General features: G+C 69.5%; 18 protein-coding genes. 7 read left to right on the forward strand and 11 right to left on the reverse strand.

All coding sequences use genetic code 11. The features are described 5' to 3' along the window. The first annotated feature begins 78 nt into the window (after window positions 1-78). Window positions 79-1,260 (forward strand): DUF418 domain-containing protein, encoded by a 1,182-nt coding sequence (locus ACIBO2_RS13230; RefSeq protein ID WP_358540293.1) that lies wholly within the window; start codon window positions 79-81, stop codon window positions 1,258-1,260. Here the strand turns inward: ACIBO2_RS13230 and ACIBO2_RS13235 are convergent. Beyond that, on the reverse strand, window positions 1,239-1,694 hold the full coding sequence (locus ACIBO2_RS13235; RefSeq protein ID WP_358540290.1) for an Lrp/AsnC family transcriptional regulator: 456 nt from the start codon (window positions 1,692-1,694) through the stop codon (window positions 1,239-1,241). The two genes, ACIBO2_RS13230 and ACIBO2_RS13235, sit on opposite strands and share 22 nt — an antisense overlap. 93 nt (window positions 1,695-1,787) lie before the next feature. Here ACIBO2_RS13235 and ACIBO2_RS13240 point away from each other — a divergent pair, with 93 nt between their 5' ends. The 3 genes from ACIBO2_RS13240 (at window position 1,788) to ACIBO2_RS13250 (ending at window position 4,754) form a co-directional block, all read left to right on the forward strand. Further along, window positions 1,788-2,657 (forward strand): LLM class flavin-dependent oxidoreductase, encoded by an 870-nt coding sequence (locus tag ACIBO2_RS13240; protein WP_358540287.1) that lies wholly within the window; start codon window positions 1,788-1,790, stop codon window positions 2,655-2,657. After that, window positions 2,654-3,079: a nucleoside deaminase gene (locus tag ACIBO2_RS13245; protein ID WP_358540285.1), complete on the forward strand. Its 426-nt coding sequence runs from the start codon at window positions 2,654-2,656 to the stop codon at window positions 3,077-3,079. The genes ACIBO2_RS13240 and ACIBO2_RS13245 overlap by 4 nt, the downstream gene beginning before the upstream one ends. Window positions 3,080-3,170: 91 nt before the next feature. After that, window positions 3,171-4,754 (forward strand): alpha/beta hydrolase, encoded by a 1,584-nt coding sequence (locus ACIBO2_RS13250; RefSeq protein ID WP_358540283.1) that lies wholly within the window; start codon window positions 3,171-3,173, stop codon window positions 4,752-4,754. Between the two features lie 60 nt (window positions 4,755-4,814). Here the strand turns inward: ACIBO2_RS13250 and ACIBO2_RS13255 are convergent, their stop codons facing one another. From ACIBO2_RS13255 to ACIBO2_RS13295, 9 genes are all read right to left on the reverse strand, one after another. After that, complete coding sequence (locus ACIBO2_RS13255) at window positions 4,815-6,044, reverse strand: cytochrome P450 (protein WP_358540281.1); 1,230 nt, start codon at window positions 6,042-6,044, stop codon at window positions 4,815-4,817. Beyond that, window positions 6,041-6,598, reverse strand: coding sequence for an ATP/GTP-binding protein (locus tag ACIBO2_RS13260; protein ID WP_358540278.1), 558 nt, complete (start codon window positions 6,596-6,598; stop codon window positions 6,041-6,043). Before ACIBO2_RS13260 ends, ACIBO2_RS13255 begins: the two co-directional genes overlap by 4 nt. Before the next feature lie 31 nt (window positions 6,599-6,629). After that, on the reverse strand, window positions 6,630-6,989 hold the full coding sequence (locus ACIBO2_RS13265; RefSeq protein ID WP_357956041.1) for a DUF742 domain-containing protein: 360 nt from the start codon (window positions 6,987-6,989) through the stop codon (window positions 6,630-6,632). Continuing rightward, window positions 6,986-7,405: a roadblock/LC7 domain-containing protein gene (locus tag ACIBO2_RS13270; RefSeq protein WP_225292333.1), complete on the reverse strand. Its 420-nt coding sequence runs from the start codon at window positions 7,403-7,405 to the stop codon at window positions 6,986-6,988. Before ACIBO2_RS13270 ends, ACIBO2_RS13265 begins: the two co-directional genes overlap by 4 nt. A gap of 65 nt (window positions 7,406-7,470) precedes the next feature. Beyond that, on the reverse strand, window positions 7,471-8,829 hold the full coding sequence (locus tag ACIBO2_RS13275) for an ATP-binding protein (RefSeq protein ID WP_358540276.1): 1,359 nt from the start codon (window positions 8,827-8,829) through the stop codon (window positions 7,471-7,473). A gap of 392 nt (window positions 8,830-9,221) precedes the next feature. After that, a complete protein-coding gene (locus ACIBO2_RS13280; protein WP_358540269.1) occupies window positions 9,222-11,057 on the reverse strand; it encodes an ABC transporter ATP-binding protein in 1,836 nt (611 codons plus the stop codon). Window positions 11,058-11,528: 471 nt separating this feature from the next. After that, window positions 11,529-12,914, reverse strand: a complete 1,386-nt coding sequence (locus ACIBO2_RS13285) for a xylan 1,4-beta-xylosidase (RefSeq protein WP_358540267.1) — start codon at window positions 12,912-12,914, stop codon at window positions 11,529-11,531. A gap of 94 nt (window positions 12,915-13,008) precedes the next feature. Further along, a complete protein-coding gene (locus tag ACIBO2_RS13290; protein WP_358540264.1) occupies window positions 13,009-13,758 on the reverse strand; it encodes an SDR family NAD(P)-dependent oxidoreductase in 750 nt (249 codons plus the stop codon). Between the two features lie 54 nt (window positions 13,759-13,812). Further along, on the reverse strand, window positions 13,813-14,853 hold the full coding sequence (locus ACIBO2_RS13295; protein ID WP_397297081.1) for a phosphotransferase family protein: 1,041 nt from the start codon (window positions 14,851-14,853) through the stop codon (window positions 13,813-13,815). 153 nt (window positions 14,854-15,006) lie between these two features. Here ACIBO2_RS13295 and ACIBO2_RS13300 point away from each other — a divergent pair, with 153 nt between their 5' ends. Together ACIBO2_RS13300 and ACIBO2_RS13305 are read left to right on the forward strand one after the other, a co-directional pair. After that, window positions 15,007-16,089: a GNAT family N-acetyltransferase gene (locus tag ACIBO2_RS13300; RefSeq protein ID WP_358540258.1), complete on the forward strand. Its 1,083-nt coding sequence runs from the start codon at window positions 15,007-15,009 to the stop codon at window positions 16,087-16,089. Then, window positions 16,086-17,207 (forward strand): DegT/DnrJ/EryC1/StrS family aminotransferase, encoded by a 1,122-nt coding sequence (locus ACIBO2_RS13305; RefSeq protein WP_358540254.1) that lies wholly within the window; start codon window positions 16,086-16,088, stop codon window positions 17,205-17,207. Before ACIBO2_RS13300 ends, ACIBO2_RS13305 begins: the two co-directional genes overlap by 4 nt. A gap of 64 nt (window positions 17,208-17,271) precedes the next feature. Here ACIBO2_RS13305 and ACIBO2_RS13310 read toward each other — a convergent pair whose 3' ends face one another. Further along, the gene (locus ACIBO2_RS13310; protein ID WP_397297084.1) at window positions 17,272-18,657 is read right to left on the reverse strand and encodes a PLP-dependent aminotransferase family protein; all 1,386 of its coding nucleotides are present in this window, start codon (window positions 18,655-18,657) and stop codon (window positions 17,272-17,274) included. Between the two features lie 71 nt (window positions 18,658-18,728). Between ACIBO2_RS13310 and ACIBO2_RS13315 the strand changes: the two genes are divergently transcribed. Beyond that, window positions 18,729-19,367 (forward strand): pyridoxamine 5'-phosphate oxidase family protein, encoded by a 639-nt coding sequence (locus tag ACIBO2_RS13315; RefSeq protein WP_358540248.1) that lies wholly within the window; start codon window positions 18,729-18,731, stop codon window positions 19,365-19,367. Window positions 19,368-19,380 lie beyond the last annotated feature (13 nt).

The following is a 19,380-nucleotide window of genomic DNA, read 5'->3' on the forward strand; positions in this document are numbered from 1 at the left end:
ATTCACAGGAAACCCTCAGGTTTTGCGGAATGATGTTCGCTGATGAGGACACATCCCGCCATTTCACCTGGGCGATCCATGGCTACACGCATCACTTCGGTCGATGCCCTGCGCGGCTTCTCGCTGCTCGGCATCCTCGTCGTGAACATCGCCTTTTTGGCCTCCGGCTACCGGATGGCCGGGATGGCCGAGCCCGCGTTCATCTCACCGCTCGACTGGGCGGTGCGGTGGACCGTGACCCTGTTCATGGAGAACAAGTTCTACTTATTGTTCTCCTTCCTGTTCGGCTACAGCTTCACGCTGCAGGTCGACTCGGCCGTACGGCGGGGCAAGGCGTTCGTGCCGATGTTCCTTCGCCGCCTGGCCGGGCTGTTCCTGATCGGGCTGGCCCACGCGGTGCTGCTGTTCCCGGGTGACATCCTCACCACCTACGCCGCGGTCGGGCTGGCCCTGCTGCTGCTCCGCAAGATCTCGCCCAAGACCGCGGTCATGCTCGCGATCGCCTTGACCTCCATGCTCGCCCTGGGCTTCGTGCTGCTGGCCGTCCTCGCGATGGTCGGTCTGGACACGGCCGGGACGGTCTCGCACGGGGTGGCGGAGGCGGTGCACTCCGACACGGCCCTGCGCGGCTCGGGCTTCCAGATCATCGGCGAGCACCTGCGCAAGCTCTCCCTCATCGTCGTGCTGCGCGTGCTCTTCCAGGGTCCGGCCGTACTGGCCGCCTGCCTGATCGGGCTGGCGGTCGGCAAGCTGGGCGTGCTGCGCGATGTGTCCGCGCACACGGCCACGCTCCGCCGGCTGCAGTGGCTCGGGTTCACCCTCGGGCTGGGCGGCGCGTTCGTCTACACGCTGTCGGCCTGGCACGGCAGCGTGAACAAGTTCCTCGGTGAGGCCGTGGACCTGGTCACGGCTCCCCTGCTCGCCGCCGCCTACGCGGCGACGTTCCTGCGGCTGCTGCCGCACCTGCCGCGCATCGGACGGGCGCTGGCGGCGCCGGGCCGGATGGCGCTGTCCAACTATCTGGGGCAGTCGCTCATCTGCTCACTGATCTTCACGGGGTACGGCCTGGCGCTCGTGGACCGCGTCAGCCCGCCGGTGGAGGTGGTGATCGCGCTGGTGGTCTTCGTCGGGCAGGTCTTCCTCAGCCATTGGTGGCTGCGTGGGCACCGGTACGGGCCGGTGGAATGGGTGCTGCGCGCCGTGACGTACTGGAGCCGGCCCGGCCACCGGGGCGCTCATCAGAAGTCGGCGCGCGCCTGAGGCCCCCGATAGGGCAGCGTCCGGCTGTAGACCAGGTTGGTGGTGGTGCTGCCGAACTGGGCGAGCTCGTCCACGACCCGTTCGAGATGGGCCATGGAGGCCGCGGCCACCTTCAGCAGGTAGCAGTCGTCACCGGTGGTCCGCAGGCATTCGAGGATCTCGGAGCGCTCACCGAGCAGCCGATGCAGCGGCTCGTGCCGACTGCCTGGATACTTGAGCCGCACCACGGCGAGCACGGCGTAGCCGACCTTCTCCAGGTCGACCTCGGCCCGGTAGCCGGTGATGACGCCGACCGTCTCCAGCCGCTTGACCCGCTCGGTCGTCGCGGAGGAGCTGAGGTTGACCCGCCGCCCCAGCTCGGTGAGCGCGACGCGCCCGTCTCTCTGGAGCTCGGCGATGATCGCCCAGTCCGTCGCGTCAAGGCTCTCGGTCATCGGCCCAAAATACCGGCAATTCCCCGGCCAATCGTCCGGTGCGCAGGGAGAACTCCCTTCCTACCGCCATGATCCATTGGCTAGCCTGCACGGGTGCGAATAGGCGTGAACGTCCCGAACTTCGGACCAGGCACCAACCCCGACGTGCTGCGCGGCTGGGCGCGGACGGTGGAGGGCCTCGGCTACGACCTGCTGATGCTGTCGGACCACGTGGTCGTGACGCCGGACGTGGCCGAGCAGTATCCGGCGCCGTTCTACGAGCCCTTCACCACGCTGGCCTGGCTGGCGGGCATCACCGAGCGGATCAGGCTCGGGACCACGGTGCTGATCGTGCCGTACCGGCATCCGCTGCTCGTCGCCCGGATGGCCGCCAACCTCAACGACCTCAGCGGCGGGCGGCTGGTCCTCGGCGTGGGCGTGGGCTGGGCGCGGCAGGAGTTCGAGGCGCTCGGCATGCCGTTCCACCGGCGCGGGGCGCTGACCGACGAATACCTCGACGCGCTGCGCGCCGCCTGGGCGGACGGCGCGGACTACCGCGGCGGGCCGGTGCCGATCTGGATCGGCGGCAACAGCGACGCCGGCCTGCGCCGCGCGGTGCGCCTCGGCGAGACCTGGCATCCGCTGCGCAACACCCTGCCCTGGCTGCGCGAGGCCTTCGGCCGGCTCAAATCCCTCGCCGACGAGCAGGGCCGCCCGATGCCCGCCCAGGCGCCCCGCATCATCCTCAGGCTCACCACGTCGCCGATCACCGATCCCGAGCGGCGCGCCGGTGAGGGCACGATCGAGCAGATCGTGGACGACCTCGAACAGCTACGCCTCCTCGGCGCGGACACCGTCGTCCTCGACCCCTTCGGCGGCGACCCGCGGGAGACGTGCCACCCCGAGGTGGCCTGGCACGCCCTCGCGGCCGTAGCCGCCTCCTGGGACCTCCACACAAACCACCCACGAACGGAGCAGCCATGACACATGACGACGAGCAGTTCCTGCGCCGGGCCATCGGGCTGGCCGCCAAGGCACGGGCGGCGGGCAACCCGCCCTTCGGATCCCTCCTGGTGGGGCCGGACGGCAGCGTGCTCGCCGAGGACGTCAACACCTCCATCAGCGACGCCGACATCACCGCGCACCCCGAGCTGAAGCTGGCCCGCTGGGCGGCCCGTGAGCTCAGCCCCGAGGCCGCGGCGACCACCGTCATGTACACCAGCTGCCAGCCCTGCGGCATGTGCACGGGCGCCATCGAGCGGTCGGGGCTCGGGCGGGTGGTGTTCGCGCTGTCCAGCGAGCAGCTCGGCGGGCTCAAGCCACCCGCCGGGAACGCCGGGGCACGGCTCGACGGACCAGCGCTGTACGACGAGGCGCGGGCGCCGGTCGAGGGCTACTACGTCTAGCGCTCATATTCACCAACAAACCCCGTAAAGTCCCGCAAACCGCACTGTCGTCCGCCAGGATGATCAAGGGATACCTCTGGAAGGAGCGATAGTGCGGTTAAGACTGTTCACGGCGGCACTGGCTGGTGCCGCGCTGGTGACCCAGCTCGCCGGAGTGGCATCAGCCCAGTCAGGCCCTTCGACCGCGATCGATTGGGCGGAATGTGGCACCACGTACAAGGGGGAGTGCGCCACCATCAAGGTGCCGATGGACTACGCGAAGCCCGACGGCCCGAAGATCGACCTGGCCATCGGCCGGTTGAAGGCGCTCGACCCGGCCAAGCGGCAGGGCGTGTTGTTCGTGCACCCGGGCGGTCCCGGTGGGTCCGGCCTCAACGCGTACATCATGGGCCGCGGCATCCCCGACGACAGCCCGCTGCGCCAGTACTTCGACATCGTCAGCGTGGACCCCCGCGGCGTCGGCAGCAGCACGCCCATTCTGTGCAGCGAGGACGTGGTCAACGAGACCCCGCTCACCTACCCGGCCAACGAGGCGGAGTATCAGAACTGGCTGGCCTTCAACGCCAAGCTGTCGAAGGACTGCCGCGAGCGCACGGGCCCGCTGTTCGACCACGTCGGCACCACCAACGTGGTGCGCGACGTGGACTCGATCCGCGCGGCGCTCGGCGAGCGCCAGATCAGCTTCTTCGCCATCTCCTACGGCACGCAGGTCGGCCAGGAGTACGCCGAGATGTTCCCGAAGAACCTGCGCGCGATGGCCATCGACTCCAACATGGACCACAGCATCACCTCGGCCTACCAGTACATGAAGACCACCACCGAGGACCTCGAAGGCTCCTACCTGGCGTTCGCGAAGTGGTGCGGCGAGACGGCGGCCTGCGCGCTGCACGGCCAGGACGCCACGGCGGTCCTGGACGGCCTGCTGGCCAAGGCCAGGGCCGGCACCCTGAAGGACCCGGAGACCGGCGCCGTGATCTCGGACGAGGAGCTCCGGATCGAGGTGTTCAATCCGATGTACAAGCCGTCGACGGGCTTCTTCCCGCTGGCCGAGCGGCTGAAGGCGCTGGCGGCCGGCCAGGCGGACCAGCAGGTCGCGGACAAGCCGGTGGCATCGGAATCGGCGGCGGCGAAGTCGACGGCCAGGGCCGCGGCCGAGGCTTCGACGTCGACCGCCGAGGGCGTCAACTACGCCTACCCGGTCATCTGGTGCTCCGACTGGAAGTGGAACGTCAGCGGCTTCGCCGAGCTCGACGCCTACAAGCGCCGCCTCAAGGCCATCGCCCCGCACACGGAGCTCTCCCCGTTCTGGAGCGACGTCATGAGCTGCCTCAACTGGCAGGGCAAGACGTCCAACCCGCAGCATCGCCTCAGGATCAGCGGCACGCCGCCGATCCTGGTCATCAAGGCGAAGGACGACGTGGCCACTCCGGCGGCCTGGAACTACGCCGCCGCACGGCAGATCCCGCGCTCGGTCGTACTGGAGTACGACGGCGTCGGCCACGGCCAGTTCCGCAACAGCACCTGTGCGCGCGACTACATCGAGAAGTACCTGATCAACCGCACCATGCCCGCGCCGGGAACGCACTGCGCCACGCAGTTCCCGACGGAACCGCCCGCGACGACGCTGTCCCCGCAGGACTCCCCGCGGTCCATCACGGGCCGCCCGGTTCACTGACGGCGAGCTGACCGGTGGTGTGTCCCCTGAGGTGTCAGGGGACACACCACTTCATCGGTCCTAGCCGGGTCCCCTGAGGTAGCCGGGCGTGAACTCGACCGGCAGGGTGGTCAGGGCGCGCAGCCGGAAGGACGGCCGCCAGACGAGCTGGTCGGCGGGCACCGACAGCCCCATGTCCGGGAGCCGGTCCAGCAGCACCTCGACGGCCGTGTAGGCGATGACCTCGGCGAGCTCCGGCGCCGGGTGCGGGCAGCCGTGCTCGCCATGGCCGAAGGACATGTGCGCGTGGTTGCCGGCGGAGCCGCCGTAGGAGTCGGGCCGTACCTGCGGGTCGGCGTTCGCGGCGGCGAGACCGATGATGAGCGCGTCACCGGCCCGGATGCGCTGCCCGCCCAGCTGCGTGTCGTGCGCCGCCCAGCGGCCCAGGCTGTTCTGGGCGGGCGAGTCCTCCCACATGACCTCGTTCAGCGCCTGGCTGGCACTGCGGCGGCCACCCGACAGGGTCACGGCGAACCGTTCGTCGGTCAGCATCAACCGCAGGGTGTTGCCGATCCAGTTGGCGGTCGGCTCCTGGCCGCCGCTCAACAGCACGACCAGGTCCTGGACGATCTCCTCGTCACTGAGCCCCGCGGGATGGGCCAGCAGGCGTGAGGGCAGGTCCGGGCCGGGGCGCTCGCGTTTGGTGGCGATCAGCCGCTGCATCGCGGTCTGGACTCGCCCGTACGCCTCCGCGGTTTCCGGGCCGACGTTGAGGATCATGGTCACGTCGGCCACGATGCGGGGCGTCTCCGCCTCCGGCAACCCGAACATCGTGACCATGGACAGCAGCGGCATCGGCTGAGAGTACTGCGCGATCAGGTCAGCCCGGCCGTGGCCGGTGAACGCGTCGATCAGGCCGTCGGCGACCCTCTCGCACTGCGATCTCAGCTCGAACTGGTCGACGGAGGCGAGGGCGTCGCTGAGGGCGCCGGCCCGCCGCTGATGCTCGGCGCCCTCGGTGAACAGAATGGACGGCTGATAGCCGACGAACGCCAACAGCGGCCAGTCCGGCGGGATGCGGTCCCAGGCGTTCCACCGGCGGGAGTCACGGCCGAAGAGCTGCGGATTGCTCAGGACGTAGCGCAGCTCGCGGTAGCCGATCACCAGCCAGGCGGGAATATCGCCCTCCATCAGGACCGGGACGACGGGCCCGTGCAGCTTGCGCATGTCCCGGTACAGCTGCTCCGGATCCTCCTGGAACTGGGGCCCGTACATCCGGATGGGCTCGGGTGTGTAGTGGGTATCGGTCATCGGGTAACCCCCCGGGCGGAGGACATCGCGTGGAGGTGGTTGACGAGGGCGATCAGCACGGCCTTGCTCGAGTCACGTTGACGGGCGTCACAGTCGATCAGCGGAACCTCTTCGGACAGGTCCAGCGCCTCCCGGATCTTCTCCAGGGGATGCGTCGGCTCGTCGAAGTTGTTGCGCGCGACAATGAACGGCATTCCGTGGTGTTCGAGCCGGTCGATGGCGTACCACGAGTCGGCCAGGCGGCGGGCGTCCACCAGGACGACCGCTCCCAGCGTCCCGGAGAACAGCCGGTCCCACAGGAACCAGAACCGGTCCTGGCCGGGCGCCCCGAACAGGTAGAGCACCATCTGCTCGTTCAGGCTGATGCGGCCGAAGTCGAAGGCCACCGTGGTCGTGGTCTTGGTCTGTACGCCGCTCGCGTCGTCGATCCCCATGCCTGCCTGGGTCATCGTCTCTTCGGTGCTCAGCGGCCGGATCTCGCTGACCGAGCGGACCATGGTCGTCTTGCCCACGCCGAACCCGCCGACGACCACGATCTTGAGACCGGTGGTCATCGTGCTCCGTAGCGGTGTACGGCCGGGTGGGTCAGAGGTTCTGAAGTCCAACAAGCACCTGCTCCAGGATTTCGGGATCGGGCAGTTGCGCCTTGGCGGGAGCCTTGGGCGGATGGCGGGCGGTGATGCGTCCGGTGTCCAGCAGGTCGCACAGCAGGATCCGTACGACGCTGACGGGCAGTCTCAGCTCCGAGGAGATCTCCACGACCGCCATCGGCTGGCGGCACATCTGGAGGATCTTGACGTGCTCGGACTGCATGCCGGGGGTCGGATCGCATTCGCTCACGATCAGCGTGACCACGTCCATGGCACTCTCGTCCGCGCGACTGCGCCCCCCGGTGACCGTGTACAGCCGGTCCGGGTTCTCGCTGGCCACTCGCCGCGAGATCATAGCGAGCGGCTGCTCTGCTGAGGTTCGCGCGGCGGAGCGGTCAGATACTCCCCGATCTGCTCGACCAGTTCGTTCATGTTGTGGCCGATGATGCCGGGGTCGGCGTCGTCGCTCGCCACGACGGCGAGATGGGCGCCTTCTCCCGCTTCCACGATGAACAGCAGCCCGCCGTGGAACTCCGTCATGGACTGCCGCAGCCCGCCGGAACCGTCGCCGAACTCCATCGACGCCCCGTGGGCCAGGCTCTGGATGCCCGAGGCGATGGCGGCCAGTTGATCGGCCCGGTCCACCGACAGCCCGTGGGTGTGGGAGAGCTTGAGGCCGTCCTTCGACAGCACCAAGACGTGCCGGGTCTGCGGTGTCCTCTCCAGGAGGTTCTCCAGCAGCCAGGCGAGGTCGCGGTCTGAGGTTCTCATCGAGAGTCTGGGACGGTCATCCGGCGTCGCCGGACGAGCAGCCCTCCCTCCAATCTGTAAGTTGGTCACCGGATGTCGTCTTTCGGGCCTTCTGCTGCCGGGCCCTCTGCTTGCGGGTGTTCCACTTCCTGACCCGCCGCACCGGCGCCGGCACCGGTCCCACGGCTGGCCTGGCGGAAAGCGCTGAATCTCGCTCCGGCCTCGGAGAGGGACGGCCTGGGCCGCGCCGGAGCCTGCTCGGGCACGGGGGCCGCGGACGTCGCCGCCGCGAGCGTCTGACCGCGCCGTCGCCTGGGCAGCTCGCCATCCGCGACGGGGTCGGCCTTCGCGGGGTCGGCCTGCGCGGGGACGGGGGCCGAGGCGGCCCGGCGGGCGGCCGGGACGCTCGGCTTACGCGGGGCCTCCACCTGGGGAGCCGGCGCGGGCTGGGTGACCAGTTTCTGCGGGATCATGACCACCACTCCGGTGCCCCCGCGTGAGGACGGCCTGAAGGAGACGGTCAGACCGTGCTTGCGAGCCAGGCAGCCCACGACCGCCAGGCCCAGTCGCGTACCGGACAGCGTCGTCAGGTCCAGGGGCTCGGACGAGACGGCCTGCCGGGCGCGGTTCAGCGCCACGGCGCTCATGACCAGACCGCAGTCCTCGATGGTGATCACGATGCCCGTGCTCACCTCTTCGACGTACACGTGCACCTCCTCGGACGGAGGCGAGAAGCTGGTGGCGTTGTCCATCAGCTCCGCGAGGGCGTGCATGACGCCCTCGGCGGCGTGCCCGGCGATCGCGACGGTGCTGGCCGAGTGCACCCGAACCCGCTGGTAGGCACTGATCCGGCCCACCGCGCCGCGCATGATGCTCTCCATCACGATCGGCTTGGTCCAGCGCCGCCCGGAACGCGAACCGGTCAGCACGGCGATGCTGTCGGCCAGCCGGCCCGCCTGGGCGGTGCTGTGGTCCAGCCTCAGCAGGTCCCCGAGGACCTTCTCGTCATGCCGGTCCTCCATCTCCCGCAGATCGGCCAGCATGCTGGTCGCCAGTGCCTGCACCCGGCCGGCGGCGTTGGCGCAGGCCGACATCGCGGCCGCGCGCATCCGGTCTCCTCTGCCGACCTCCTGCGCCAGCGTCCACAGGATGCGCTGCTGAGCCAGGTCGGCGGGCCTGGGCACCTCGGCGAGCGCGGTGTCGACCGACGCCCCGTCACGCAACCTCTTCACCAGCGCGGGCAGGGTGTGGTCGGCCAGTTGGGCGAGGTCCGCCTCCCGCATGGCGAGCCGGTCACGCAGCAGGCTCGCCTGCTGCCGGCCGTACAAGCCATAGGTGATGGCGGCGCACAGCAGCAGGGCGGCTATGCCCAGGCACCAGGCCACGAGCGTTCGCCCCTCGACCGGCGCCTCGGCCACGGCCCATACGCACGCGACGCCGGCCACGACGGCGACGCCAAGCGGTACGAGCAGGGCCCGACGGTGAACAGGTATGTGAGTTGCTGACATCAAGTCCTCGTCGGAGGTCAGAAACATACGGCCTGGAAGTCTTGATCGGATTGTAGTGGAATCTTCGCTTTGCGTGGGCACTTGGTAACCAATTGCGGCCATTGTCGCCCGCCCTGCCCAATAGTCGAGCTCCTTGAGCATGGGCGCCGGATCTGACAACAGATCTTGCTGGGTGTGGAGTATGCCGGATTAGTAGGCTCTCGGCTACTGAATGGCGATGACGGGAGGCCCCCCGGCGTTGTTGATCATGGCACAGTTGGCCGAGGCGGGGGTGGCGTTCACATGACAGGGCCTGGGCGGTTTCCCGCCCAGGCCGGTGAATTGTCGGGTCAGTATGCGCCATGCACCCCGAGGTCACTCCGTTTCGGCCGGAGCCGAATCCGATCCGAACGTCGTACCGGTTCCAGGTCGATCCGGCGCACCCCTTCCGGAACATGCCGCAGGTCATGGGTGATGAGCAGCGTCGTCCGCCCCTCCATCAACCGGCGCAACGGCACCATCACCCGCTCGGCCGTGACCACGTCCAGCCCGGTCATCGGCTCGTCCAGCACCAGCACCGGCGAGTCACGCAGGATCGCGCGGGCGATGGCGAGGCGCTGGCGCTGGCCGCCGGACATGAGGCGGCCCCGCTGACCGATGGGCGTGTCGTACTTCTGGGGCAATGTCTGGATGAAATCGTGTACGTCGGCCAGCTCGGCCGCCAGAATCACGGCGGCGTCGTCGGCACCCGGAGAGCCGTAGGCGATGTTGTCGCGCACCGTGCCGGAGAACAGGAGGTTCTCCTGGTGCAGGAGCGTGATGGTGTCGCGCAGCGACGATCGGGTCAGGTCGCGCAGGTCCACCCCGTCCAGGAGGATGCGGCCGGTGTTCGGGTCGTAGAAACGCAGGAGCAGCTTGGCGAGCGTGGACTTGCCCGCACCGCTGGCTCCGGTGCAGACGACGAGTTCCCCCGGTTCGATCACGAACGACAGCTCGCGCAGTGTCGCCCTGATCCGCTTGGGGTACGTGAAGCCGACCCGCGAGAACTCGATCCGCCCCTTGCTGCGCCCGACCACCGGTACGGCGGTCGGACGGTCCACGACGGTCGGACGTACGGAGAGGACCTCCATGACGCGGTCCGAACCGGCGGCGGCCTCCGAGACGGTCAGGGCGAGCTGGCCCAGACCCTGGACGGCGGGATAGAGATAGGCGAGGTAGGCGGCGAAGGCGAGCAGGCCGCCGAGCGTGAGGCGGTCTTGGGTGATCTCCCAGGCGCCGAAGCCCAGAATGACGATCAGGCAGATGGTCTCCAGCACCTGTACGGCGGGGCCGTAGAGGCCGGAGAGCCACGCCTGGGACAGGTTCGCGCGCAGCCAGGTGCGACCTTCGCGGTGCAGGTGCCTGGCCTCGGTCTGCTGCTGGTTGTAGGCCTGGACGAGTGACTGGTTGGACAGGCTCTCCTCGATGACGCTGTTCATGGTGCCGTTGCTGGTCCGCTCGCGGGCCGCCGCGTTCCTGAACCGGGACGCGAAGACCTTGGAGACCACCAGGAACGCCGGGATCAGCGCGAACGTGACCAGCGCCAGGTCCCATCGGATGATGAACGCCGCGCCGGCGAAGAAGATCACGCTGGCCACGGTGGTGAACATCTTGACCAGGCCGGAGCCGACGAGCTCCTCGATGGCCTCGATGTCGTCGGTGAGCCGGGCCATCAGGTCGCCCGTACGGCGGTTCTCGAAGAAGTCGGGTGTGAGGGTCTGGACGTGGCCGAAGACCCGGTCGCGGAGCTTGAGGAGGAAGCGTTCCGCGCCCGCGGCGGTGATGTACGCGCCGGCGAAGGAGACGAGACCGGCCAGAACCGCCAGGCCGAGCCAGGCGGCCGCGGGGGCCCAGAAGGCGCCCAGGTCCCGTTCGCTGAGGACCTTGTCGGTGATGTAGCCGAACAGGGCGATCGCGGCGACCTCACACAGAGCGGCCAGGATCGCGAACACGACCCCGGCCGCGAACAGCGCCCTGACGCCGCGGGTGTCCGGCCAGAATGCCCGGAAGGTGTTCCGGATGGACACCGTCGGCGCCAGAGGCGGAGCGGTGAGTGAGAGCCGTTGGGAGACCCGACGGCTCTCAGGTGGCACCTCTTCTACCACCACCACCGCCTGCGCCAGCCGCCACCGCAGCCACCGCCGCATCCACCCCACCAGCGACGCCGACCACAACCGCGACGGCCCCATCCCCACCAGTCGCTACGGTGAGCCGGGAAGAGCTTACCGAGAGTCATGATTCCCCCCTGTGCAGGTCGCACTATTTCGGCTTTCAAAATAGGACGCTAGCACCCAAATGGTGAAAAATCAGGGCTTGGGGGCGTTCTTTGATCTGATTTGACCGGTGCTCATGGAAAAGATCTGCGCATGTGTGATATGTAAATCAGCGATAAAGCGCTCGCAGTCCGCCCCATACCAGAACCCCGTTGGGACCTGGGCAAACCCAAGCCGACGCCTCGATCACCACAGAAGTGGAAAAGCGGTTTGACGTTTCTCTGCCCGCCGCAAGTCGCCCCAGGCAATGGAATTCCGGGGGACGGCAATGATTGTTCCGAAGAATGGTGAGAGAAGGGCTCCGGCCGACCGCCCGAGCAGACGAACGGAGCCCTTGACCGAGGGTCAGGCCCCGCGTCCCGCCCACTGGATCTCGTACGGTTTCAAGGTCACCCGCTTGCCGTCCACGGTGGCGGTGACGCTCGTGTCGGCCGTGTTGACCATGACCATCTGCCGCTCCTGGCCCAGCGTCTTGATGCGCTGGTCGGAGGTGGTGACGGCATCCAGTTTCACCCCGGCGGGGAACCATTTCGCGAACCCGCTCAGCAGCCCCGCCATCGGCAGCTCCTGGCCCGTGCCGGACGACCAGAGGCAGCCGGGGCACTCCGTCCCGTCCTTCTGCTCCGGGTTCCAGTAGAGCGCCGTCGTCACGCCGCTCCTGGCGAACTCCATCAGCGTCGTGGCCTGTACGGCGGTGCGCTTGTCCTCGCTCCAGCCGGAGTTGGTGGGCTCGACGTACCACTCGGCCCACCACACCGGCATGTCGTTGCTCTTCTGCCTGAGCCAGGCGGTGACCGCGCTGAACTTGGCCTGGGCCGCGAAGTCGTCCGGGACGTTGGCCTTGTCGTTGGTCATCGAGGCGCCGTCGACCACGATGAAGTCGGCGCCCTTCTTGTGCTCGATCCAGTATTCGATCGCGTCGAGCGCGCGCTGGTCGACCGTGCCCCAGGGACCGCTGAGCTCGGAGGGGCCGCCGCCGGAGTTGGTCTCGACCGGGATGTACGGGCCGCCGACCTGGATGTCGCCGTTCACCTTCTTCAGCGCCGCGTAGACCTTGTTGTACAGCTCGGTATAGCCCTCGGCGTCCCAGCGGTTCGTGGACGGGTTCCAGAAGCCCTTGAACTCGTTCCACACCATGAAGTACTTCACCGTCGGATATTGCCTGGCGATCCGCGCGGCGAGCTTGGCGTAATCGTCGAAATGCTCGCGCTTGGGGGCGACCGTGTGGTTCTTGGACCAGTCCGTACGGCCGGCCTGACCGCCCTTCATCCAGTCGGGCGCGCAGCACAGCGTGATGACCGGGACGGCCCGCGAGGAGGCCATGAGCTTCAGCCGCCGGTCGAGGTCTCGTAAGTTGTACTGGTCCGGGCTCGGCTCCGGGTTGCCCACGCCCCAGCCCATGATGTGCTGGTTCTGCACCATGGGGACGCGGCCGAGGATGTTCTTGGCCTGCTCGGTGATCTCGCGGGGCACGTTGTCGGCGCTGTACTGGGTGTGGGTGACGCCCCAGCGCGGCCAGTCGTCCAGGGCCGGCGGCTGCTCCAGTGTGGGCGGCGGCTCACTTGGCTGGGTCTGGGCGATCTCGCCGCCCTTGTACTCGTCTCGGGGGCCGCCCCGCGTGCCCGCGTACACCATGATCGCCGCGACGAGCGCGACCGCGAGGATCCCGACGCCCAGCGCGATCGGCCATGGCGGCCGTCTGCGTGCGTGTTTGCCATCGGTGGGAATCACGGTGCCTCCACCCTCGCGCGTGGACAAGGGCCGGGACGCCTCTCCCAGCCCTTCCCACGGTATATATCAGTACTTGCAAGGGACTTGCGGTCGATCAAGGGGCTGGCGGGCGCTGCCCTCCAGCCGGTCCGGGGACTCCCGCATAACGGTACGGCACTGGCTGCCTCCCCGGTTGCACGATGAGGAGCGTGCCCGGTTCGTCGGCGTAGAAGGCGGTTTCGACGGCCGCGGCGACATCGGCGGCGCTCAGCAACGGGAACCCCGCGTTGACGAACATCTCGCGCGCTCCCGCCACCAGCGGCGTGTCCGTGAACCCCGGGCAGACCGCGCCGATCCGGATCCGCTCCTTGGCCAGCGGCGCGGCCAGCGCCCTGACGAGCCCCACCACGGCGTGCTTGGTCATCGTGTACACGGGGTCACCGGCGAAGCCGACGAGCCCGGCCAGCGACGAGGTGACCACAATCGCGCCACCGCCCGAGCGCTTGAGCGACGGCAGGCAGGCGGCGACGCCGAAGACCACGCCGTCCACGTTCACCCCGACGACCCGGCGATAGCGCTCGACGTCGAACGCCGCGAGATCCACCCCGCCCGAGATCCCCGCGTTGAGGTGCACCAGGTCGAGTCGGCCGTAGGTCTCCTCGGCGAGCGCGACGGCCTGCCGGGAAGCCTCCTCGGTGCCGACGTCACCGGCCAGCCAGACGCCGCCGACCTCCTTCGCCAGGCGCTCGGCCCCTTCGGCGTCGAGGTCGAGGAGGACGCACTTGGCCCCGCCCGCCGACAGCCGCCGTGCCACCGCGGCGCCGATGCCGCTCGCCGCTCCGGTGATCAGTGCCACAGTGCTCATGTGCGCTCCTCAGGGGCTCATGCTCGGGCGGTTCACGGGTCGGGCGGTTCACGCTCAGGGGTTCACGGGCTGGTCCAGCATGCGGTGCGCGCGGGCGATGAGTGCGGGTACGGCGGAGCCGATGTTCTCGAAGCCCTCACCCACGGTCTTACCCTGCCGGAAACGGGCGTGGATACCTTCCACGATGACCGCGAGCTTGAAGTTCCCGAACGCCACGTAGAACGGAAGGTCCGAGATGTCGCGGCCGGAGACCTTCGTGTAGTGGGCGGCGAACTCGGCGGCGTTGAGGAACCCGGGGGCGAGCGTCACGTCTCCGGCCACCGGGATCCCCGCCCGCTCCTCGTCACCGGAGTCCTGCCAGTAGGTGAGCGTGAGCCCCAGATCGGCCAGCGGGTCTCCGAGGGTGGACATCTCCCAGTCGACCACGGCCAGGATCTCGGGCGGACCGGGCGCCAGCCGTACGAGCGTGTTGTCGAGGCGGTAGTCACCGTGCACGAGCGTGCTGGCCGAGTGGGCCGGCATGCACGCGCGCAGCCGCGTGACCAGGCGGTCGTACTCCGGCAGGTCGGCCGTCTTCGAGCGGTCCCACTGCTGGCACCACCGGCCGAGCTGCCTGGCCAGGTAGCCGTCGGGGCGGCCGAAGTCGCCGAGCCCGATCTGCTGGTAGTCGACGGCGTGGATGGCGGCCAGCACCTCGGCGAGCCGCTCCGCCAGCCGCCGCGTCTCGGCGGGCGCGGGCTCGCCGAGCTGCTCGCGGGTCCTGGCGGCCAGGCCGTCCACGTACCCCATCAGGTAGAACGGCGCTCCGATGACCTCCTCGTCGGCGCAGAACGCGACCGGCTCCGGCACCGGGACCGGCGTCGCGGCGAGCGCGGAGATGACCCGCCACTCGCGCCGCATGTCGTGCGCGGTGGGCAGCACGTGACCGAGGGGCGGGCGGCGCAGCACCACCCGGCGTTCGCGGGTCTCGATGAGGTACGTGAGGTTCGACCTGCCGCCGGAGATCAGGGAGACGGACAGGGGTTCGCCCGCGTCGGGCACGTTCGCGCCCATCCAGCCGAACAGCCGGGGCCGGTCAATCCCAGGTACGGTCATGCACACACATTAGAACGTCACTCTGTCCTGAACGCTAGCTGAGAGTTGTGTAACGTTCCGGAGCTGCGGAGACGACCATCATGCGAGACCATTTACCCTGGTTGTATACAGCTACCTCCAAACTAACTGAAGGTATGCCGAACGTAGGAGCCCATGCGCGTCACACTTGCTCACCCTCGCGAGCTGGGAGCACCTGAGCTGAGCCGATGGCGGGCTCTCCAGGAGGGGCACGCGGCCTTCGACAATCCGTTCCTGTCTCCCGAGTTCACCATCACGGTCGGTGAGCTGCGCGACATGGTCCGCGTCGCCGTGCTCTACGACGGGCCCGACATCGTGGGGTTCTTCCCCTTCGAGCGCCATCCGATGGGCATCGGCAAGCCGGTGGCCGCCGGGCTCACCGACGCGCAGGGCCTGGTCCACGCCAAGGATCTGGAGATCGACCCACGCCGGTTGATCAAGCAGTGCGGGCTGTCGGTCTATGAGTTCGACCACCTGGTCGCGGGCCAGCCGCTGATCGCCGGGCGGCACGAGCGCCACCCGTCGCCGATCATCGATCTGCGTGAGGGGCACGGCCCCTACACCGAGTTCCTGCGCCTGCACTCCGGCAAGACGTACAAGACGACCCTGGCCAAGTCGCGCAAGCTCCAGCGCGACGTCGGGCCGATCCGCCACGACTACGCGACCACCGACCCGGCGCCGCTGCACACGCTGCTCGGCTGGAAGACCGACCAATACCGGCGCACGGGGCGCACCGACCGGTTCGCGCAGCAGTGGATCGTCGAGCTGGTCGAGCGGCTGCTGGCCACGCAGACCGAGGGCTTCGCCGGGGTGCTCGACATGATCTACGTGAACGACCTGCCGATGGCCGGGCATTTCGGGCTCCGCACGCGCACCACGCTCGCAGGCTGGTTCCCGGCCTACGACACCCACTACGCCAAATACTCCCCCGGCCTCATCCATCACCTGGCGATGGCCGAGCAGGCCGCCGGTTCCGGCATCCAGGTGATCGACATGGGCCGGGGTGAGAAGGAGTACAAAGAGAAGCTCAAGAACGGCGAGTTCCAGGTGGCCGAGGGGCGGGTCGCCACGGTCGGCGCCGCCTCGGCCGTCCACTGGCTGCTGCGGGTGCCCGTGCGCAAGACGCGGGCCACCGTACTGGCCAACCCGCTGCTGCACAGGACCGCCGACCGGGCGCTGAAGACGTTCGGGCGGCTGCGCACGGCCCTCCAGTCGTGAAGGAGCCTCCAGCGAAAAGAATCGCTGAGCGCACCGGCCGTCACTGCCTGCTGCTCCCCTCGAACCGCCTCGGCCTCTACCTCGTGCTGCGTCACTGGTGCACGCCGGGCCAGCGGCTGCTCATGTCGCCGATCTCCGCCGACGAGATCCTCTTCCTGGTGCTGGCGGCGGGCCTGCGCCCGGTGATCGCGCCGCTGTCGCGCCGTGACGGCAACATCGACGCCACCCGCGTCAACCTCGGCCAGGTGGACGCCGTCCTGACCACCAACCTGTACGGCCTGCCGGACACCGTGTCCGCCTTCACGGGAAAAATCCTGATCGAGGATGTCGCCCACGCCATGGAGACCAGCGTCGCCGGCCGCCCCCTCGGCACGTTCGGCCAGGCCGGAGTCTTCAGCCTGTCCAAGCACCCGGGCGCGGGCTCGGGCGGGGTCCTCGCGGTGGAGAGCCTGGCGGACCTGCGCGCGCTCGAACGGGCCCGCGACGCGCTGCTGGAGCCGGGCGCCTTCCGCGCCGAACTCCTGGCCGTGACCACCTCGATGGCCCGCCAGGCCGCCCTCCGGCTCGACCTGGTCCGGCCCGCCCTCCGGCTCTCCCGCCTGCTGGGCATGGAGGAGTCGCGCGAGGGCTACCGCATCCCGCTGCGGCCCGACGAGCTCGCGGCGGCCATGAAGCAGGTGCCGTCGCTGCCGCCGTTCGATCCGTGGGTCCGCGCCGACCTGCACGACTACCGCGCCCGGAGAGGGGCGCTCGCCCGCTGGTACCAGTCGAGACGGCTGGCCAAGGTGCCCGGAGAGCGGGCCCGCCGGTTGGCGGGGGTGCGCTCGCTGGCGGAGCTGCCGTCGGTGGCGGCGGGCGTACGGGACCATGCCGACCAGCCGTTGTTCCGGGTGCCGCTGCTGGTGCGCGACCGGGACGCGGCCATCGCCGCGCTGGAGCGGCGCGGGGTGGTGACGGGCTACCTCTACGACCCGCCGTACGACGACTACGCGCCCGCCTTCACCGACCCCTCCCCCGATCCGGCCCCGGCCCGCTGGTGGGCCCGCCACGCCCTGCCCGTCGACCCGGTCTACGCCGCCCGCTCCCTGCCGATCCTGCGCGAGCTCGAGCCCGCCTGAGACGGCTGCGCGCGCCGGTAGTTGAGCCACGCACCGGTGGCTGGGCTTTGCGGCGCAGGCCGAGCTACGCGCCGGTGGCCGAGCGGATCAGCTCGGCCACCGTCCAGCAGCCGCGCCTGACCTCGGCCAGTGTGGCCGAGCCGTACCCGATCACCAGGCCGTGCAGGCGCTCGGTGCCGTAGTGGTGGCGGGCGGTGGAGTCGAGCAGCACGCCTTGCTCCCGCGCTGCCGCGACCAGCCCGGAGACCGTTTCGAGCGGCAGCTCCGCCAGCAGGTGCAGGCCGGCCGTGTCGCCGCGCAGGCGGCACACCGGGCCCAGGATCTCGACGATCGCGCCGCGCCTGCGGGCGTACTCCAGGCGCATCCTGCGCAGGTGGCGGTCGAGGTCGCCGCGCTCCAGGAGGGTCGCGACGGCCTGCTGGACCGGGCCGCTGGTGCGGTCGGACATCGAGACCCGGATGGCGGCGATCCGATCGAGCAGCTCGGGGGAGCCCACCAGCCAGCCGACGCCGATGTCGGGGGCGAGCGTCTTCGAGAGCGTGCCGAGCAGGACGACGCGCGACGGGTCGAGGCCGTAGAGGGCGGGCAGCGGCGCGACGTCGTAGCGGAACTCGGCGTCGTAGTCGTCCTCCACGATGATCGCGCCGGTACTCCGGGCCCAGGCGAGCAGCCGTTCCCTGCGCGGGATCGGCAGGCGTCCGCCGAGCGGGTACTGGTGGGCGGGCGTGGTGTAGAGGACGCGGAGGTCGTCGGGGAGCGCCTCGACGATCACGCCCTCCTCGTCGACGGGGCACGGCACGACCTTCGCCCCCCTGGCCCCGAACACCGTACGCGCCACGTGATAGCCGGGGTCCTCGACGCCCGCCCGGCCGCCCTCACCCAGCAGCGCGAGCGCGCACAGGTCGAGGCCGTTGCCGGTGCCCCTGGTGACCAGGACGTTCTCGGGGCCGACCGTCACGGCCCTGGCCCGCCGCAGATGGTCGGCGAGCAGCTCGCGCAGGTACGGCAGGCCGTACGGGTCCGGGTGGTCGCCAGGAGGCAGATCGGCGGCCCTGCGCCAGGCCCGCTTCCAGGCCGCGTGGTCGTAGTCGCGCACCCAGGGGGTGCCGGGGGTCAGGTCGATCACCCGCTCGGCCGGTGGACGCGGCGGCGGCTCGGGCGCGGCCGGCGGCTCGACGGCCAGGTGTGACGCCTCCAGCGCGGCCACGAACGTGCCGGAGCCGTGCCGCCCCTCCAGCCACCCCTCCGCGTACAGCTGCTGGTACGCCTCCGTGACCACGGTCCTGCTCACGCCGAGCTGCTCCGCGAGCCCGCGCGAGGACGGCAGGCGCTCCCCCGGCGCGAGCGTCCCGGCCAGCATGGCCTGGCGCAGCCAGCCGGTGAGCTGTGCCGAGAGCGGGACACCCGACCCCCTGGACAGGGATACGGGCAGGTCGACGAGGGTGCGCACGAAAGTGGTCTCCGGGAAGCGGTCATTAGTGGCCCTACAGGCTATGTCCACTTTCTCATTACCGTGGCCCCATGCTCTCCACCACACCCCGCACCACGCTCGGCCGCTCGAAGGACCGGGGCAGCAGCGACAGGAACGACCTGTACGAGGTGCTCGACGCCGGGCTGATCTGCCACCTGGGTGTGGTGGTCGACGGCCACCCCATGGTGATACCCACCGGATACGGCCGCCTGGGCGAGACGCTCTACCTGCACGGCTCCACCGGCGCGCGGTCGCTGCGCGCGAGCGAGGGCACGGACGTGTGCGTCACCGTCACCCACCTCGACGGCATCGTGCTGGCCCGGTCGATCTTCCATCACTCCGTCAACTACCGCTCCGCGATCATCTACGGCCGCGCCCGGCTGCTGACGGACCCGGAAGAGCGGCTGGCCGGGCTCCGCGCCGTGTCCGAACAGCTCGCGCCGGGCCAGTGGGACTACGTCAGGGAGCCGTCGCCCAAGGAACTGGCCGCGACGGCCGTGCTGGCCCTGTCGCTCGAAGAGGCGTCGGTGAAGATGCGGCGCGGCGCTCCTCTGGACGAGGAGGAGGACTACGAGCTGCCCGTCTGGGCCGGGGTTCTGCCGCTCGTGACGTCCTGGGGAGAGCCGCTGCCGGATCCGGCACTCCCAGAAGGTATCGATGTACCTGTTCACATCCGCGGCCGGAGGTAGTTCCATAAATCAG

The sequence above is a fragment of the Nonomuraea sp. NPDC050022 genome (assembly GCF_044460705.1).
Classification (GTDB): Bacteria; Actinomycetota; Actinomycetes; order Streptosporangiales; family Streptosporangiaceae; genus Nonomuraea.

Excerpts from the sequence above, each read along its gene's own strand:
- ACIBO2_RS13230 (WP_358540293.1), top strand. The coding sequence starts at position 79 with ATGGCTACACGCATCACTTCGGTCGATGCCCTGCGCGGCTTCTCGCTG.
- ACIBO2_RS13235 (WP_358540290.1), bottom strand. The coding sequence starts at position 1,694 with ATGACCGAGAGCCTTGACGCGACGGACTGGGCGATCATCGCCGAGCTC.
- ACIBO2_RS13245 (WP_358540285.1), top strand. The coding sequence starts at position 2,654 with ATGACACATGACGACGAGCAGTTCCTGCGCCGGGCCATCGGGCTGGCC.
- ACIBO2_RS13255 (WP_358540281.1), bottom strand. The coding sequence starts at position 6,044 with ATGACCGATACCCACTACACACCCGAGCCCATCCGGATGTACGGGCCC.
- ACIBO2_RS13260 (WP_358540278.1), bottom strand. The coding sequence starts at position 6,598 with ATGACCACCGGTCTCAAGATCGTGGTCGTCGGCGGGTTCGGCGTGGGC.
- ACIBO2_RS13265 (WP_357956041.1), bottom strand. The coding sequence starts at position 6,989 with ATGATCTCGCGGCGAGTGGCCAGCGAGAACCCGGACCGGCTGTACACG.
- ACIBO2_RS13270 (WP_225292333.1), bottom strand. The coding sequence starts at position 7,405 with ATGAGAACCTCAGACCGCGACCTCGCCTGGCTGCTGGAGAACCTCCTG.
- ACIBO2_RS13280 (WP_358540269.1), bottom strand. The coding sequence starts at position 11,057 with ATGCGGCGGTGGCTGCGGTGGCGGCTGGCGCAGGCGGTGGTGGTGGTA.
- ACIBO2_RS13290 (WP_358540264.1), bottom strand. The coding sequence starts at position 13,758 with ATGAGCACTGTGGCACTGATCACCGGAGCGGCGAGCGGCATCGGCGCC.
- ACIBO2_RS13295 (WP_397297081.1), bottom strand. The coding sequence starts at position 14,853 with ATGACCGTACCTGGGATTGACCGGCCCCGGCTGTTCGGCTGGATGGGC.
- ACIBO2_RS13300 (WP_358540258.1), top strand. The coding sequence starts at position 15,007 with ATGCGCGTCACACTTGCTCACCCTCGCGAGCTGGGAGCACCTGAGCTG.
- ACIBO2_RS13315 (WP_358540248.1), top strand. The coding sequence starts at position 18,729 with ATGCTCTCCACCACACCCCGCACCACGCTCGGCCGCTCGAAGGACCGG.